The organism is Actinobacillus lignieresii (assembly GCF_900444945.1).
In the GTDB taxonomy this organism is placed as follows: Bacteria; Pseudomonadota; Gammaproteobacteria; order Enterobacterales; family Pasteurellaceae; genus Actinobacillus; species Actinobacillus lignieresii.
In genome coordinates this window covers 516861-534759 of sequence record NZ_UFRM01000001.1, presented here as the reverse complement: position 1 = coordinate 534759, position 17899 = coordinate 516861, and the positions used below count along the sequence as shown (strand labels likewise).

General features: G+C 41.8%; 10 protein-coding genes and 1 pseudogene. 2 read left to right on the top strand and 9 right to left on the bottom strand.

Annotated features, from left to right (window positions below):
* Positions 1–15: 15 nt before the first annotated feature.
* A pseudogene (locus DY200_RS02460) lies at positions 16–1768 on the bottom strand (ShlB/FhaC/HecB family hemolysin secretion/activation protein).
* Between the two features lie 280 nt (positions 1769–2048).
* On the opposite strand from DY200_RS02460, the gene purR reads away from it, so the two are divergent.
* Positions 2049–3059 (top strand): HTH-type transcriptional repressor PurR, encoded by a 1011-nt coding sequence (gene purR / locus DY200_RS02455; protein ID WP_115586796.1) that lies wholly within the window; start codon positions 2049–2051, stop codon positions 3057–3059.
* Positions 3060–3081: 22 nt separating this feature from the next.
* Positions 3082–3684, top strand: coding sequence for a DedA family protein (locus DY200_RS02450; protein WP_115586795.1), 603 nt, complete (start codon positions 3082–3084; stop codon positions 3682–3684).
* Positions 3685–3784: 100 nt separating this feature from the next.
* On the opposite strand, the gene gyrB is transcribed toward DY200_RS02450, so the two are convergent.
* The 8 genes from gyrB to tamB all read right to left on the bottom strand — a co-directional run bounded on the left by gyrB (position 3785) and on the right by tamB (position 17899).
* Entirely contained in the window at positions 3785–6217 is a 2433-nt protein-coding gene (gene gyrB / locus DY200_RS02445) for a DNA topoisomerase (ATP-hydrolyzing) subunit B (RefSeq protein ID WP_115586794.1), read from the bottom strand.
* Between the two features lie 212 nt (positions 6218–6429).
* Positions 6430–7311 carry a 4-hydroxybenzoate octaprenyltransferase gene (gene ubiA / locus DY200_RS02435; protein ID WP_115586792.1) on the bottom strand — a complete coding sequence of 294 codons (882 nt, stop codon included), beginning with the start codon at positions 7309–7311 and terminating at the stop codon, positions 6430–6432.
* Positions 7311–8072: a DeoR/GlpR family transcriptional regulator gene (locus tag DY200_RS02430; protein ID WP_005597287.1), complete on the bottom strand. Its 762-nt coding sequence runs from the start codon at positions 8070–8072 to the stop codon at positions 7311–7313. The genes ubiA and DY200_RS02430 overlap by 1 nt, the downstream gene beginning before the upstream one ends.
* 67 nt (positions 8073–8139) lie before the next feature.
* The gene (gene purB, locus DY200_RS02425; protein ID WP_115586791.1) at positions 8140–9507 is read right to left on the bottom strand and encodes an adenylosuccinate lyase; all 1368 of its coding nucleotides are present in this window, start codon (positions 9505–9507) and stop codon (positions 8140–8142) included.
* 56 nt (positions 9508–9563) lie between these two features.
* Complete coding sequence (gene hflD, locus DY200_RS02420; RefSeq protein ID WP_115586790.1) at positions 9564–10196, bottom strand: high frequency lysogenization protein HflD; 633 nt, start codon at positions 10194–10196, stop codon at positions 9564–9566.
* A gap of 163 nt (positions 10197–10359) precedes the next feature.
* Positions 10360–12027, bottom strand: a complete 1668-nt coding sequence (gene cydC / locus DY200_RS02415) for a heme ABC transporter ATP-binding protein/permease CydC (protein ID WP_115586789.1) — start codon at positions 12025–12027, stop codon at positions 10360–10362.
* A 10-nt stretch (positions 12028–12037) separates the two neighbouring features.
* Positions 12038–13780 carry a heme ABC transporter permease/ATP-binding protein CydD gene (gene cydD / locus DY200_RS02410; RefSeq protein ID WP_115586788.1) on the bottom strand — a complete coding sequence of 581 codons (1743 nt, stop codon included), beginning with the start codon at positions 13778–13780 and terminating at the stop codon, positions 12038–12040.
* A gap of 159 nt (positions 13781–13939) precedes the next feature.
* On the bottom strand, positions 13940–17899 hold the full coding sequence (gene tamB / locus DY200_RS02405; RefSeq protein WP_115586787.1) for an autotransporter assembly complex protein TamB: 3960 nt from the start codon (positions 17897–17899) through the stop codon (positions 13940–13942).

The following is a 17899-nucleotide window of genomic DNA, read 5'->3' as shown; positions in this document are numbered from 1 at the left end:
TTATCCTGTTCAAAACTAGAAATGGTAATTTAAGTTAAAACCGGCGACGGTATGAGAAGTTTTAAAACCGGTCGGTTTACGTAGGGGTTTGCCGACAAAAACATCGTAGCTAAAACGGCTAAAACCACCTCGTAAGCCGAGTGCCGTCCCCATCAAATGATGCCCTAATCTACTTTCCGCATCTCTGCCCATTACTCGACCGCCGTCTAATGCCAAATAAAGTTGCTGTCCCCAACGATTCACATTCCAAGCTAATTCGTTACGCCATAACCAACCACACTCACCTGAAAGCGTGAGTTCTCCGTCAAATCCTCGTACGGTATAGCGTCCACCGATACTAAAACGGTCTTGTGCAATTAACGGGGTTTTATTCCATTGTGCATTCCAACCGGTATTAAATTGCCACGCTTGCTCCCCTAGCATAAACGGTTGAGTAAAATCAATGGAAGCCGTGATAATTTGCGGACGTGAAGTCCCCTCATTCCAAAACTCTTCCAGTGCTGATAATGCCCCTCTTGCACCTGTTCCACGTTTATAACTTCCCGATAATTCCAAAGTCGCATCGCCTAGATATTCTTTATGTGAAATACCGGCCTCCCAACCTGCCATACGGCGTTTTTGTACGTCAATTTCCGCACCGTCAATATAGTTTTGTGATTGGCGAGACCAAAAACCGCCTGATATAGACGTTTTACGTTTACTATCTCGATAAAGTAAATAAGAAAGGGTTGCCTTAGTAGTATTGCTTTTGCCTGAGTAAATATAATTATTATCGAACGCCCCAAAGACTTCTTGATGGTAACGGCTGTAGCTTTGCGAAGCGGATACGGTCCAATAACCGAAAGGGATAGAATAATAGAAAGAGAGGCTTTTATTGGCTCGCTCGCCTTTATCATCATTGTGCGTTTTCAGGCTGTGCGTAAAAGAAGTGTAGAAAAGGTCATTAGCGGAAAACAGATTATCAAAGGAAAACGTACCGTTTGCCTGATATTTTCCGGTTGAAGTCGAACCGGCATCATCTAGCCCGACACTCAGTCGGAATGGAAATCCTTGCGCATAATGGATTTTTAAATCGCTGTCGCCTACGGAAGCCAATTCATCTTCACTTGGTAAAATCTCAATATTCGCTTCTGCCGTCGGCACGCGTTTTAGATTTTCTAAAGACTGCTCAATATCACGTACATTGAGCAAATTCCCCCTTTTCAAAGGTAAAGGCGGTTAAAGCATGTAGTTTAGTAAAGCGAGGTACAACACCGCTATCCGCTATAATCGTATTACGCACTTTCCCCAAAATGACGGTTAAATTTAACTTACCGCCACGTAAATCTTGCTCTTCCGTCACCACTCGGGTCGTCACATAACCTTGCTCAATAATATTATTTTGCACCTGCTTCATTAAAATGCCTAAACCCTCACCCCCAAGGCAATGTGGTAGAGTAAGTTTTAAATCGTGTGCAGCTTTATCTAATGCCCACTGGAATTGGCTGGTTGAAGTGCTTGAACCGTAATCGGTCAATGAAATGTGGTGGATAGGATAACAAGGGGATTCTTGTTTTAAAAACGAAAAAGGTTGTTGAACGTCCGTGTCTAAACGAATATCCGCTGAGGCTTGTAGTTGTTTATCTTTTGATTGTTGATATTGCTGTTGCCTTTTTTGCTGTGTAGCATCTAGCCGATTTAACTCTGATAAACTCGAATATTGATTCGCCGAAACGCTAATTGAAACAGCAGCGAGTGGTATGTTAAGAAATTTTGGTTGGAAGTACATTATGTTTACCTAGTTCCATTTTAATTTATGGATTAAATTCTATATTATTAAAATTGTTTCAATGAAGATTAGATAATTATAAACTCCAGGATAACATCTGTTCAAAATTAATTATTGTTGAATACCCCGTATCAAATCTGATCAGACCATTACACCTATTTTTTCTCTTATTTTTTACTCTCTTTATTCTTTACATATTTATTTTAAGAATTTCCTCTCTTAGCTGAGTAATTTTCGTTATAATAAGAGTTTATTTTGATATTAAAAAGAGAACAAAATTATGGCTACAATTAAAGACGTTGCTAAATTAGCCGGTGTTTCGACCACCACCGTTTCACATGTAATCAATAAAACCCGTTTTGTAGCAGAAGATACCAGTAAGGCTGTATGGGACGCAATCCAACAATTAAATTATTCCCCGAGTGCCGTTGCTCGCAGCTTAAAAGTCAATACCACTAAATCCATCGGGATGATCATCACGACCAGCGAAGCGCCTTATTTTGCCGAAATCGTATTAGCCGTAGAAGAACATTGCTATCAACAAGGCTATTCTCTTTTCTTATGCAATACCCAAAACGAGCCGGAAAAAATCCAAAACCATTTGGATATGTTAATTAAAAAACGAGTGGATGGCGTATTGGTAATGTGTTCCGAATATACTCGAGATTCTTTAGAACTATTCAACGGTACAAATATCCCGATGGTGGTAATGGATTGGGGTAAAGCCGATGATCATAGTGATCGTATTTTGGATAATAGCTTTGAAGGAGGATACTTAGCTACCCAACATTTAATTGAAAACGGTCATAAAGATATCGGCGTTATCGCCGGTCACCTGAGCAAAACCCTTTCCAAAGAGCGTTACGAAGGTTTCTTAAAAGCGATGCACGAAGCGAATTTACCCGTGCGCCAAGAATGGATTTATGAAGGAGATTTCGAACCAGAAAGCGGTTTTGAGCAAATGAATAATTTATTACGTTTGGAAAAATTACCGACGGCGCTCTTTTGTTTCAGCGATACGATTGCATTAGGCGCCATTTCGGCATTAAGTGAAAAAGGATTGTCCGTGCCGCACGATATGTCAATTATCGGATACGATAATATTCATTCGTCACGCTTTTATTCTCCGCCGCTCACGACAATCCATCAATCTAAATCGCGTTTAGGTGTAAAAGCACTTAATATCTTACTTGAACGAATTAAAATAGATAAAACGCAATATCAGCCTCAAACGATTGAGTTTCATCCCGAGTTAGTCTTACGTCGTTCTGTGAGAAACCTAAATAAATAATCCGTTTATAGAAGGAGTAAATATGGAATTCTTAATCAGCTTTTTCAGTAGCTATGGCTATTGGGCTGTATTTTTGGTTTTGTTGGCTTGTGGCTTCGGCGTACCGATTCCGGAAGATATTACTTTGGTTTCCGGCGGTGTGATTTCAGGCTTAGGCTATACCAATGTACATTGGATGTTAGTCGTCAGTATGCTCGGCGTACTCATCGGCGATAGTACGATGTATTGGCTCGGACGTATTTACGGTGAAAGAATTCGCCAGTTTCCGCTAATTCGTAATATTGTGACCGAAGAACGTTACCAGATGGTGCAGGAACGTTTTGAAAAACAAGGCAACCGCTTATTATTCTTAGCGCGTTTCTTACCGGGGTTACGTGCGGTGGTGTATCTGGTATCCGGTATTACTCGTCGTGTAAGTTATACTCGTTTCGTGTTGGTTGATTTCTGTGCGGCGATTATTTCCGTGCCGATTTGGGTCTATTTAGGCGATTACGGCGCACAAAACCTCGATTGGCTACACGAACAAGTAAAAAACGGACAGCATATTATTTTTGCCGGTTTAGGTGTGATTGCCATCTATGTAGGCTGGAAATGGCGTAAAAGCCGTAAGAAAAAACAGGCTTAAGTTTAGACCGCTTATCAACTAAGCGGTCTTTTTTTGCTTAAAATTTGCAAAAAGAAACCCCAAAGCAAAACTTTGGGGTTTGATTTAGTTTATTTACAAATTAAATATCTAACTGAGCGTATAGCGCATTGCTTTCGATAAAGTCACGACGAGGTTCAACTTCATCACCCATTAGGGTACTAAACAATTTGTCGGCCGCAATCGCATCGGTGATATTCACTTGTAACATCTTACGTGCCACCGGATCCATTGTGGTTTCCCATAATTGTTCCGGATTCATCTCACCTAATCCTTTATAGCGTTGAATAGTTAAGCCTTTACGTGATTCACGTACCAACCAATCTAACGCTTCGGCAAAGCTGCTCACTTCTTGGCGACGTTCACCGCGTATTACATAAGCACTTGGTGATAATAGGTCGTTTAACTCGTTACCTAATGCGGTAATTTTGGCGTATTCGTTACTGCTGATAAAGTTAAAATCAAGACGATAAGTCGTATCCATACCGTGAGTCGTTACCACAATTTCCGGCTCATATACTTGACGCTCGGTATTGAAGAAAACTTCACTACGGTAGAAACTACCGCCGGTTTCTTTTTCCATTAATTTCGCTACAAATTGCTCGTTCCAAGCGGTCACTTTTGCCTGATCTTTTGCAAATTCAGCCGATAATGCCGGGCTATAAATCAGTTCGTTTAACAACGCAACCGGATAGCGACGACTTAAACGCTCAAATAATTTTTGTACGCCGTTATATTGTGAAATGAGGCTTTCAAGTGCCACACCGCTTAACGCCGGCGCACCTTCGCTCACAAATAAGCCTGCACCTTCTAACGCAATATCGATTTCATATTGCGACATTTCATCGTTATCTTGAATATAACGCTCTTGCTTACCTTTTTTCACTTTATAAAGCGGCGGTTGAGCGATATAAACATAACCGTTCTCAATTAATTCCGGCATTTGGCGGTAGAAGAAGGTTAATAATAATGTACGAATATGCGCACCATCCACGTCCGCATCGGTCATAATAATGATTTTGTGGTAACGTAATTTTTCAATATTGTAATCATCACGACCAATACCGGTACCTAACGCCGTAATCAAAGTTGCGACCTCTTGTGAAGAAAGCATTTTGTCAAAGCGTGCTTTTTCAACATTTAAGATTTTACCTTTTAACGGCAGAATCGCTTGGTTTTTACGATCACGACCTTGTTTTGCCGAGCCACCAGCAGAGTCACCCTCCACTAAGTAAAGTTCCGATAACGCTGGGTCTTTTTCTTGGCAATCCGCTAATTTACCTGGTAAGCCGCCTAAATCCAGCGCACCTTTACGACGTGTCATTTCACGCGCTTTACGCGCCGCTTCACGCGCACGCGCCGCATCAATAATTTTGGTGACGATATTTTTCGCATCGTCCGGATTTTCCGCTAAGTACTCCGCTAACGCTTCATTCATTGAGCTTTCCACCGCACCACGCACTTCCGATGACACTAACTTATCTTTCGTTTGTGATGAGAATTTCGGATCCGGTACTTTGACCGAAATTACCGCAACCAAACCTTCACGCGCATCATCCCCTGACGCATCAATATTCGCATCCGCTTTCTTCACTACACCGCTGTTATCCATATAGTTTTTTAATGCGCGGGTTAATGCACCACGGAAACCGGCTAAGTGCGTACCACCATCACGTTGCGGAATATTGTTAGTAAAACAGTAAACGTTTTCGTTATAGCTGTCGTTCCACTGTAATGACACTTCAACACCGATACCGTCTTTCTCGGTTGAAAGATAGAACGGCGTATTATGAATATGGGTTTTACCTTCGTTTAAATACTCAACGTAAGCCTTAATACCGCCTTCATATTTGAAGTGTTCTTCTTTGCCGTCACGTTCGTCAATTAATCGAATCGATACGCCCGAGTTTAAGAAAGAAAGCTCACGTAAACGTTTTGACAGGATTTTATATTCGAATTCGGTTTTATTTTTGAAGATATCTAAGCTCGGCCAGAAACGTACCATCGTACCGGTTTTATCAGTATCGCCGATAACGGTTAATGGCGCATCCGGTTCGCCTAAGCTATAAAATTGCTCGTGAACATGACCTTCACGGCGAATGGTGAGCTGTAATTTTGATGAAAGCGCATTTACCACCGACACACCCACACCGTGTAAACCGCCCGATACTTTATAGGAGTTATCGTCAAATTTACCGCCGGCGTGCAATACCGTCATAATCACTTCCGCTGCCGATACGCCCTCTTCCGGATGAATGCCGACCGGAATACCGCGACCGTCATCTTGTACGGAAACCGAATTATCCGAATGAATGGTTATGATAATATCTTTACAGTGTCCCGCTAACGCTTCATCGATCGCATTATCTACAACTTCAAACACCATATGGTGTAAACCTGTACCATCATCGGTATCACCGATATACATACCCGGACGTTTACGTACCGCATCTAAGCCGCGTAAGACTTTAATGCTCGAAGAATCATAACTATTTGTTTGATTTTGTTCAGACATTCGTTATTCCTATACTTTATGAAATGGAAAAGGCTTATTTGTTACGAATAAATTTAAAGCCAAAAAATTATTGGAATTATAGCAGAAAAATGCGGAAAAGTATTGGAAACAAGCGGTTAAAAACGCAGGAAAATTTGTAAACTTAGGAAATAAAAAAGCGGCTAACTTTCTTGGAAAAATCTCAGAAAATTCAACCGCTTGCTCTTTTCGCATTAAGCATAGATGCCGACTAAAATCGCAAGAAACACACCTAAACCGAAATAGTGATTATTCAAAAACGCTTTAAAACATTGCTCTCTGACTCGCTGTTTGGTCAGCCAACATTGATAGCTAAACAAACTTGCACTCAAGCCGAGTATGACAAAATAACCCCAATGATATTGACTTATCCAACCAAAAATAACTAATAGCACTAACGTAATAAATTGCAATAAGGAGATAATTTTATTGTCGTATTGCGCAAATAAAATCGCAGTGGATTTTACCCCGATACGCAGATCATCGTCACGATCAACCATCGCATATTGCGTATCGTAAGCGACCGTCCAAAAAATATTGGCGAAAAATAACAACCAACACTCCAACGGCAACGATTCGCTTACCGCACCATACGCCATCGGGATCGCCCAACCGAACGCCATGCCTAATACCACTTGCGGTAAATGGGTAAAGCGTTTCATAAACGGATAAATAATCGCTAACGCGACCGCAACAAACGACAGTAAAAAAGTATATCGGTTAAGCAATAAGTCCAAAACAAAAGCGATACACAGCAACAATACGAACAGTATTTTCGCTTCCGTAGTTGTTACTCGTCCAGTGGCAAGCGGGCGCTGTGAGGTACGTTTTACTTCACCGTCAATATGGCGATCGGCATAATCGTTAATCACACAGCCGGCGGCACGCATAACGATTACGCCTAACACGAAAATCACTAACACGGACAACGGCGGCATACCGCCTGCGGCGGCAAATAACGCCCATAATGTCGGGTGAAGCAAAAGTAAAGTTCCAATCGGCTTATCAAAGCGCATTAATTGTGCATACGCCAGCCATTTATTCCGAGAAAAATGTTGTTGAAAAAAAGTTGTCATTAATTACCGCAGATTTGTACTGCTACTTTGGTTGAAACTAATCGTTGCTGTAATTCTAAAGGTAACGGCAAATCTGTAAACAAATAATTCACTTCGGTAATGTCGCCTAAACGCACAATTGCGCTACGACTGAATTTTGAATGATCGGTTACCAAAATCACTTGGCGGGAACTCTGCATCAAAGCGCGTTTCACTTGCACTTCGTGGTAATCGTAATCGAGCATTGAGCCGTCACTATCGATCGCACTAATGCCCAAAATACCGAAATCCAAGCGGAATTGACTGATAAAATTCACCGTTGCTTCACCGATTAAACCGCCGTCGGTACGCAAATTACCGCCGGCTACCGTAATATGGAAATCTTCCTTCTGCATTAAAATATGTGCGGCATTAAGGTTATTGGTCACAATACGCAAATTTTGATGCGATAACAGTGCATAAGCCACCGCTTCAGAGGTTGTACCGATATCTAAGAATAATGAAGCACCGTTCGGGATCATTGCCGCTACGTGGCGCGCAATTTCATTTTTTTGTTCCGAGAAAAACTGTTTACGTTCGGTATAATCACTGTTTTCGCTGTTAGACGGCATACCCGCACCACCGTGATGGCGACGGATCAAATTCTTTTCGGCTAATTCGTTTAAATCACGGCGAATCGTTTGAGAACTGACATCTAATTGGGCAACTAATTCTTCCGTACTGACATAACCTAACTGATTAACCAGTTCGATAATTTTATTGTGACGAATAGATTGTTTCATTTACTTATTCCTCCGCAAAGTTTTCAAAAAAATGACCACTTACCAGCGGTCATTTTTAACTTAAATTTTACAATTTTTCAACAAGTTCTACCGCATAACCGATATAACTTGCCGGCGTCATCTCTCTTAAGCGCACTTTTTCTTCCGCCGGAATCTCAAGTTTCTCGATAAACTCTCGCATCGCCGCTTCATCGACACGTTTACCGCGCGTTAATTCTTTCAGTTTCTCGTATGGTTTTTCGATACCGTAACGGCGCATTACCGTTTGAATCGGCTCTGCTAATACTTCCCAGTTTTGATTTAACTCGTCACGTAAATGTTGTTCGTTTACTTCCAACTTACTTACACCTTTTAAAGTTGCAGCATAAGCGATTAAGCAATAGCCTAAACCGACACCTAAGTTACGTAATACGGTTGAGTCGGTTAAGTCACGCTGCCAACGAGAAATCGGTAGTTTTTGACCTAAATGGTTCATTACCGCATTCGCTAAGCCAAGGTTACCTTCCGAGTTTTCAAAGTCGATCGGGTTCACTTTGTGCGGCATGGTGGACGAACCGATTTCACCGGCAATCGTGCGTTGTTTGAAGTGATTTAACGCAATATAGCCCCACATATCACGGTCAAAATCAATTACGATCGTATTAAAACGTGCCACACAATCAAAGAATTCCGCAATGTAATCGTGCGGTTCAATTTGTGTGGTGTACGGGTTCCAAGTTACGCCTAACGATACTACAAACTCTTGGCTGAACGTATGCCAATCCACATCAGGATAAGCCGATAAATGCGCATTATAGTTACCTACCGCACCATTGATTTTCGCTAAGATCTCTAAATTTTCGAGTTGTTTGTATTGACGTTTGAGACGATATGCTACGTTTGCCATCTCTTTACCGATGGTTGTCGGGCTTGCCGGCTGACCGTGCGTACGAGAAAGTAACGGAATATGTTGATAACGTTTTGCTAGTTCTACTACCGCATCAATCACTTTTTTCCATTCCGGCAATAATACTTCTTCACGTGCCGTTTTTAGCATTAGTGCGTGTGAAGTATTGTTAATATCTTCCGAGGTACAAGCAAAATGAATAAATTCATTTACTGCTTGTAATTCAGGTAACGCTTCACATTTTTCTTTTAAGAAATATTCCACCGCTTTTACGTCGTGGTTGGTAGTGCGTTCAATTGTTTTGATACGGTTTGCATCTTCAATTGAGAAATTTGCTACAATTTGATTTAGGTAATCGTTTGCTTTTTCAGAAAAAGCAGGAACTTCTTTGATTTGTGCTTGAGAAGCCAATTTTTGTAACCAACGAACCTCTACCGTTACACGGAATTTTAGTAAACCGAATTCACTAAAAATCGGGCGTAATGCGGCAGCTTTGTCTTGGTAACGACCATCGATTGGGGATAATGCTGTTAAAGCGGTAAGTTCCATTGTTTTCTCCAAATAAATAAATGTTCGGAACAAGTTCTCCATTACGGAGAACTTGTTTAAATACTTTTGTAAAACTGTTGTGCCTGATTAAGAATCTTTCTACGGGAAAATAAGAATTGCCAGCGAGTTCCGCCGACTTGTTGCCATAAAATACCGGCTCGAATACCGGCTAATAGACTGGCTCGGATTTTTTGCTGAATATCCGGACGCACCAGATAATCTTGTAAACCTAATACATGGATTTTTGAACCGAGTGGGCTAATCACATCGCTGTAAATCGCAGCTAAATTCGCAATCATTTGATCCGCCATAATATCATTTTCATAGAGCGGTAATTGATGTTCAATTTGCTGTAAACGCTCCGCCAATTTGGCTTTGGCTTCAGGATTTTTATTTAATTTTTGGCTGAGTGCGAGGACATTAATCCAATAGCGACCGATTTCCGTATCCAATTTACCGTTTTGGCTACCCATTTGCGCTTGAGCCGTTTCCAGTCCTAATTTTAAATTGGCTAACTGACCGTCAAACACCGCTAAGGTCGAATCCGGTTGAGTAACGAGTAAACTCTTAATTGAATTGGAAAAAATCTCACGATCCGCAGTACCTTTGTGAGCAAATTGTTGAACTAAACTAACCGCTTGGCAAACACCTGCAAAAGCAATCGTAATATCGTGATAATTGGTAGCCATAAATCCAAAATAAATGAAATGATTAAGAAAAGATAAAATCAAAATTGATTGTCAATATAACACTTTTTTGTTTATTTTTGAATGAAAAAGCAAGAAATTTATTGTTGAAAAGAATAGAAAAGACGCCAACGTAACCGTTTGCGTCCTTTTAAAGCGTATTGGCTTAATTAATAAATTTACCGTTGTCCATTCGATAGACTTTATCGAATTTATCCAAGCCGTGTAAGCGATGAGTAATCATCAATAGCGTTCGATTTTGGCTATGGGCTAAAATTAACGCCAAAATTTGCTGTTCGGTTTCACGATCCAATCCCTCGGTCGGTTCGTCCAGTAACACGATTTCCGCTTGGCTTAGTAATAAACGTGCCAAACCTAAGCGACGTTGTTCACCGCCAGAAAGCGGTCGGCCGCCTTCTCCCAGCCATAAATCCAAACCTTGCTCATCTAATAAATAAGCTAATCCCACTTGATTTAACACCGTAATTAATTGGACGTCCGTCGCCTGTGCATAGCCGAATAATAAGTTATCTCGCAAGCTACTGTTAAAAATATGCACTCGCTGACTTAACGTCACGATATGCTGACGTAACACGGGTTCCGCATAATCGGCAATATTGCAAGCATTTAGACGAATTTGACCGCTTGTCGAGTCATAATTACGATTAAGTAATTGGAAAATAGTACTCTTACCGCTACCCGTTTTACCTAAAATCGCCACTTTTTGTCCGGCACAAATTTCAAATGAAATATTTTGTAACACCGGATCAATCCGATTCGGATAGGTAAATGTCACGTTTTCAAATTGGACAAGCGGTCTGTTTTGCTCGATTTTTTGCCAATCGTTTTTACTGCCGAAGCTGACCGACGGCTGTTGTTCGGTAATTTCATTTAAACGTTCTGCCGCAGTAATCACTTGTCCTAAATGTAAGAATGCTAAGCCAATCGGCATTAAAATCTCCGCCGATGCCATGACACAAAAAACCACAAGTGCAATCAACGCTTCCGGATATTCGGCGGAAGGTACGTTAATTGCGGTGGACGCTAAATAAATCACCACGCAAAGCAAAATGCCGTTCGAAAAGATCAGCAATGCGTTGGATAAGCCGGTTAATCTGCTTTCTTTACTTTGTGCATTCAACCACTCTTTTTCCGTTTGATTCAGTTTGTAAGTTGCTTGCGCCACCACACCGAATAATAAAAACTCAGCGTGCATTTGGATCCATTCAATAAATTGACTGCGATAATTTGCTCGCGCTTGTATAACGATTGCACCGGATTTTCGCCCTAAACGATAAAACAACATAGGGAAAATAATCAGTAATACGGTTAGCGATCCGCAAATAACTAAAGCAAGCAATGGAGAAACAAAAGTTAAACCGATGCCCATAAATACAATGAGCATAATCGCACTGACAAACGGAGAAATCAGGTTTAAATAAAGCGTATCCAACGTATCGACATCCGCCACCAAGCGATTAAGCAACTCACTGTTTCTAAAGCGATTTAAACCGCTCGGACTTAACGGAATCAACTTACGGAATACGGTAACGCGTAAATTTGCCAATACTCGGAACGTCGCATCATGCGTCACTAAACGTTCAAAATAACGGGAAATCGTCCGCCCGATCGCCAGGCCTCTTACGCCCGAAGACGGATAAAAGAAGTTAAAAATAATTGCAGAACCGGCTAAGAAAGAAGCCGATAAAAACCAACCGGATAAACTTAATAAACCGATACTTGCGGTTAAACCCGCTATTGCTAATACAATACCCAATAATAAGCGTCCCCAATGGGTGCGATATAGAGAGAGAAAAGGAAAAATTGATTTCATGTATCACCTATTAGTATTGCTGCAATTCTGCAAAATAACCTTCTTTTTCAACCGCTTCAAAACGCCCTTTTTGTACGATCTCGCCTTGTTTCATCACCCAAATTTCATCACATTGTTTAAGATCTTCAATACGGTGCGTGATCATTAAGGTGGTTTGCGTTTGGCTTAAATGTTGCAATGCGCTTAATACTTGTTGTTCGGATTGCATATCCAAGCTGGCGGTCGGCTCATCTAGCAAAAGCAATTCATAATCTCGTAACAATGCACGGGCAATCGCAATACGCTGTGCCTGCCCGCCGGAAATCCCGGCATTCGCATCTTGCACTTGGCTGTCTAAACCTAAACGGTAAACGAATTCGTCCGCTTTGGATAAAGCCAACGCTTGTTTGAGATCGGATTCGGTCGCATTCGGATTACCTAATAAGATGTTTTCGCGCAGCGAACCTTTAATCAACTGCGGATTTTGTCCCACCCAAGCTAATTTCCGGCGATACTGCGTCAAATTTAACTCTCGTAATTCCACACCGTTTACCGTGACCGAACCTTGATAAGGTAAGAATCCCAATAACATATTCATTAACGAGCTTTTACCCGCACCGCTTTGTCCGACTAGCGCAATATGTTGTCGAGCGGCAAGAGTAAAGTTTAACGGTTTAGTTAAGACTTTACCTTGCGGCGAAAGAATTACACAATCTTTCGCGGTAATTGCAAGCGGTTGATTAGGCAAATCTTTTTGCAAATCGGTTTGTGCTTGTGTAACTTGTTGATTTAAAAATTTTTCAATATCGTCCGCCGCACCGATTGCCGCCGCTTTATCGTGATAAAACACGCCTAATTCACGTAGCGGTTGATAAAACTCCGGTGCCAACATTAAACAGAAGAACCCGATAAACAGACTCACTCCCGTGCCGTAATAGCCGAAATCCAACTCGCCCAAATAAATAAAGCCGAAATAAACCGCCATGACCGCAATCGATACCGCAGTAAAAAATTCCAATACCGCCGAGGAAAGAAACGCCATTTTCAGCACGTCCATCGTACTTACACGAAATTCTTCGGTACTTTGATAAATTTGCTCGGTTTGTTTTTCTGCCTGACCGAATAAACGAATCGTTTCCAACCCTCTTAACTTATCTAAAAATTGCCCGCTAATACGAGAAAGTACCCCGATATTGCGTTGGTTCGCTTCCACAGCTTTAATGCCGGCTAACGCCATAAACAGCGGCAATAACGGTAAGGTTGCAAATAAAATAAGCCCCGCCGCCCAGTTAATCGGAAATACGAAACAGAGAATAATCATCGGCACTAACAACGATAAAAATTGTTGCGGCAAATAACGCGCGTAAAAATTATGTAGGTTTTCCACTTGTTCCAACATTAATGTCGCCCAACTTCCCGCCGGCTTTTGTTGCATACTCATCGGCCCGATTTCAGACAGTTTTGCCATAATTTGTTCACGTAAATGTAAACGCAACGTCTGACCCGCCTTAAATCCAGTGCGCTCGCGTAGCCAAGTCAGCAACGCACGTCCGCTAAAACAAACAAATAACAAGCCAAGCTCTAATAAGAAAGTTTGCGAACTTTGATGTTCGATAATCATTTTATGTAACATCGTTGCCAATAATGCCATTTGTCCGATCATTAATACGGCACTCAAGCTACCGAGCAAAACATTGAGGTACATCCACTTCTTAATGATTTTTTGCTGTCCTCGAAGCCACCTTTGCAACTGCTTTTGTCGTTGTTTTTCCATGTTTAATCAATTTCTGTTTAATTTGAGATAACGCTTTGAATTAAATTGGATTTTAGCACGATATTTGCCGTTTTTGGGGGGATTTGATCGAAAAAATAAGCGGTCCGTTTTGCCAAAAAGTTCACAAAAAGAACCGCTTGCTCAAAATAGTTGATAAAATTACTCAAACATTTCATCAAATTCAAAACGATACATTAAATCCACCGCTTGATTTACGCTGGAAACCCATTGTAAATACAGTCTCGGCGCAAGATTATAACGTAACGTTAATTCGGTAAGTGCGGCAAAGATCCCGACACCGTATTTTACTTTAAACTTAGGCGTTAAACTCGCACTCACTTCCACTTTCGTATTATCACCGATACCGGCGGTCGTTACATTTAAATCTTTCAAACCGAACGTACTGCCTACCGCTCCGACGGTTTTACTGCTTTTCGATAAGCTCATACTGATTAATGCCGCCGCCATAGAATTGCTCGATCCGGCATCGCCGCTATTATCTAACGAACGACCGGTCAGCACATGCGCAAGCGCTTCATTTTGCGACATCGCCGGTTCGGAAAATACTTTTACCTCCGGACTATCCGCCAAACCGATCACTTTTACCCCTGCGGTAATACTCGGATCTTCCATTGCTTCCGGATTACGAATCGCTTCAATGTTTAAGGAAGGTTGTGACGGAAGTCCGGCAAAACTGATTACCCCTTTACGAATCAGTAAATCTTGACCGAATGAGGCATAACGACCGTTTTTCAAATTGACTTGCCCGTATAAACCAAGCCCTTGTTTGCCTTGGCGTACCACAATCGTACCGTTTAGGTGGCTTTTCAAACCGTAAGCATTAATACTGACGTCATCGCCGATATGAATATTGATATTTGCCTTTATCGCCATACCGCCTGCGGTTTTCTCCGGGATCTGACGCTGAGCCAACGGAATTTTTTGTTTTACCGAACCGTCCATAATAACTTCATCGCCGCTCACGCTTACCGCACTTTCCGGCAAGGACTCCACCGCAATTCTCGCCCAAGGAATATCGATATTGCCGCCTAAAACAAGCTCGTTCGGCATTGCGGTTACCTCAATATTCGGGCTAAATTCGACTTTTGCCATATTCGGCACGTTTACGCGGAAGCGATGCGCTTGGGCGTGTACTCTGGTTTTCCACGCATCTAAACGTCGCCAATCCGCATCGCCGTCCAAACGCAATTCGCTTTCCGTGGTTTGTACTCGACCGGAAAGCGTTGAAGTCGCATCGTGGAAATTTAACACTAAATGACCGCCGGTGACATCAAACGGCATTGCACTCGCTTTCGCCCGTAACTCGCTAAGATTTAACGTGCCGTTTAATAACGGTGCGGTGACAGTTCCTCCGACCGACAAACGCGCATTGATATTACCATCAACCGATTCACCTCCGGTTAATAACGGTTTAATCAGTTTAAGCGTCAGTTGATCAATATGAATACTGCCGGATAATTTGCGTGTATTCGCCACATCATTCATCACAAGATCGGTAGTCAGACGACCGTTATTTTCCACTTTAATATCGGTTTTTAATTTCAAATTATTATCCGCTAAATTCGCATTCACTTTAACCGGACTTAACGTCAACGGGAAGCTGTTGCCGCCATCAAGTTTTTGTACCAATTTCAATGTTTTTGAATCAAGCTCAACATTCACTTGCGGCTGTTTGTTTTTAAACCAAGCCGCATCGCCTTTTGCATTGATAATACCGGCTAATTGCGTATTTTGATCCAAAAATTCTTGAATTGTCGCCAAGTTAAATTGCTTGATTTCAAACGGTACTTTACCTTCTTGACCGGCATTAAACGCTTGCGGGAAACACAAATTAATTTTTGGATTATTCCAACAATGGGCAGAAACATTCGCATTGACTTGCTTGTTATCGTAGCTAACATTTACCGCTTGGTTGGTTTTAAACGACCCGAAATCTTTGCTCTCAATCGCAACTTGGCTTAATTGACCTCGCCAAACTTGTTGCAAGCGGTCAAATTTTCCGGAAAGTTGTAAATTTGCGCCAATAGGATTTCCTTTCGCACTCAATTTTAAGTTGTGATTCGCTTCGCTACCGCTTACAGCTAAGTCGGCGTTTTCTACCGTTACATCGCCGTATGCCAACTGTGCCAAGCTCACATCCAAATTACCTTGAATCGTTTTCTCGGTATTTACTTTTCCTTTTGCGACTAAGTTTTTTAGACTCAACTGATCATAACTTAAGCTTTTAGCGGTTAAATCCACATCTAAATTCGGCTCGGCCACTTTACCGCTCAACTTGATATTTCCTTGAATATTTGCCGCCAACTTAGGTAATAAACCCGTTAAATTCGGCGCATTAATTTGCGCGGAAAAATCCGACTCATCACTTAAGACGCCTTTCAGGGCAATATTATTTTCGCCGTAAATCAACGTGGCGGAAGGTACGTCTAATAAAGTGTCATTATTCGATTTAATCTCACCTTTGAGCTGTAAATTTTTTTGCAAAAGCGAACCGTTCAAATCTAAATGAGAAACCTCAACATTCCAATCCGAACCGTTTTCTCCTCGTCCCGCATAACCTTTAGATTGCAAACCGCCGGAAAGTACCGCTGCCCATTGCGGTGCAAGCGATTTGGTATTGATCGCATTTAGATCCGTTTGCGCATCCCATGCCACTCCGTTTTCCCAATTAATATTTCCGCTTAGATTTGCTTTACCCTCTAAGGCATTCAGCGCAAGCTGATCAATATTAAATTGGGTAATTTCGCCCTGTCCTTTTAAATGCGCACGGCTCGCCGGAATGCGCATCCCCGTCGCACTCACTTGCGTATCTAATTGATAATTGAGTAAATCTCCGGTGAGTAACAAATCGATTTTTTCTAATTTCAGCGGATCAGAGCCCTTTTCCGGCATAAACGGATAAGAAACCGCATCAGCGGTTAAATGCAGATTAAGCGGAGTTTTCGGCTCGGCAAGTTGAACATTCCCCTTTAAATTTGCTTTCACTGCGCCGCTTGTTTGAATATCGAGCGACGTTTTACCGAATAATTCGCCGTTTAACGCAATTTTTGCTTGGCTTGCCGGAATTTTTAGCTCCGTTAATAATGGCGAATCCGCATTTAACGCCCAATTGAGCGGATAATTTTCCGCGAGAGTCAGTAAACCGTTGCCGTGAATATCACCGCGATCACTTTTAAGCGATAATTGCGATAATTCGACCGCTTGTTGATCCGCCTTGGCTTGCAACAACAACGACGCTACTTTCACAATCGATTGAGCTGTCGTTAGCTTTCCTTCTTTGTCTTTTACTTTCCGTTCAATATGAATATTTTTGGCTTCCAATTGCGGAATCGATGCATCTAACGGTAATTTAATCGGCGCTTGTTTGGTCAATAGCGGTTGAGCCAATTTGGCTTTAATTTCCGCCCAATCAATTTCGGAAGCGGTCTGTTTTTCCGATTTTTTTGCAATTTCCTGTGTTTTTTCGACCGCTTGCTCCGCACTTGACGGTGCTAGCGAAAGAGTTAAACCGGCTAATTCGGTCGGTGCTAAATTAACCGCACGCCCTTTGCCGAAAATCCCCGAATGAAAATGTGTTAAGGCAATATCCATTTCATCGACTTTGACTTGAATATTATCCAACGCAATATTTTTCACCGCGATGCCTAACGGTAAATTCAGCTCGGTAAAAGGTTCGCGCTCTTTATCCGGCTGAGAAGGCGGTAATTTCGCCGTATCAATTTTAACTTCGGTATCTTTTAGGGCGATACTTTCAACGCAACTTTGCAACTTGAGCAAACAACTCAAATCAAGCTGTAGATCCGCTTGCCCGACCGTTACATCCACTCCGTCCGTAACAAATTTGGTATCGGTTAGAGTTAAACCCTCTTGTAAACTGCCTTTGATGTTACCGACGGTTAATGGTTCGAGAAATTTATCCGCCAGCTCAAAAGCGGTTCGTTGTCCTTTGCCCGTCATTAAAAATAACAGAGGAATTAAAAGCAGGCACAATAGGCCGAAACCGATACGGCGCAACCAGCGCCATCGACTTTTTTGAGTTGTGACGGGAGTTTGCTCCGTTTGAACGCTTTCTACTTGTTGGTTATGCTGTTCACTCAT

Coding starts and splice junctions, on each gene's coding strand:
- hflD (WP_115586790.1), bottom strand. CDS start 10,196: ATGGCTACCAATTATCACGATATTACGATTGCTTTTGCAGGTGTTTGC.
- DY200_RS02430 (WP_005597287.1), bottom strand. CDS start 8,072: ATGAAACAATCTATTCGTCACAATAAAATTATCGAACTGGTTAATCAG.
- gyrB (WP_115586794.1), bottom strand. CDS start 6,217: ATGTCTGAACAAAATCAAACAAATAGTTATGATTCTTCGAGCATTAAA.
- ubiA (WP_115586792.1), bottom strand. CDS start 7,311: ATGACAACTTTTTTTCAACAACATTTTTCTCGGAATAAATGGCTGGCG.
- purR (WP_115586796.1), top strand. CDS start 2,049: ATGGCTACAATTAAAGACGTTGCTAAATTAGCCGGTGTTTCGACCACC.
- cydC (WP_115586789.1), bottom strand. CDS start 12,027: ATGAAATCAATTTTTCCTTTTCTCTCTCTATATCGCACCCATTGGGGA.
- purB (WP_115586791.1), bottom strand. CDS start 9,507: ATGGAACTTACCGCTTTAACAGCATTATCCCCAATCGATGGTCGTTAC.
- tamB (WP_115586787.1), bottom strand. CDS start 17,899: ATGAGTGAACAGCATAACCAACAAGTAGAAAGCGTTCAAACGGAGCAA.
- cydD (WP_115586788.1), bottom strand. CDS start 13,780: ATGGAAAAACAACGACAAAAGCAGTTGCAAAGGTGGCTTCGAGGACAG.
- DY200_RS02450 (WP_115586795.1), top strand. CDS start 3,082: ATGGAATTCTTAATCAGCTTTTTCAGTAGCTATGGCTATTGGGCTGTA.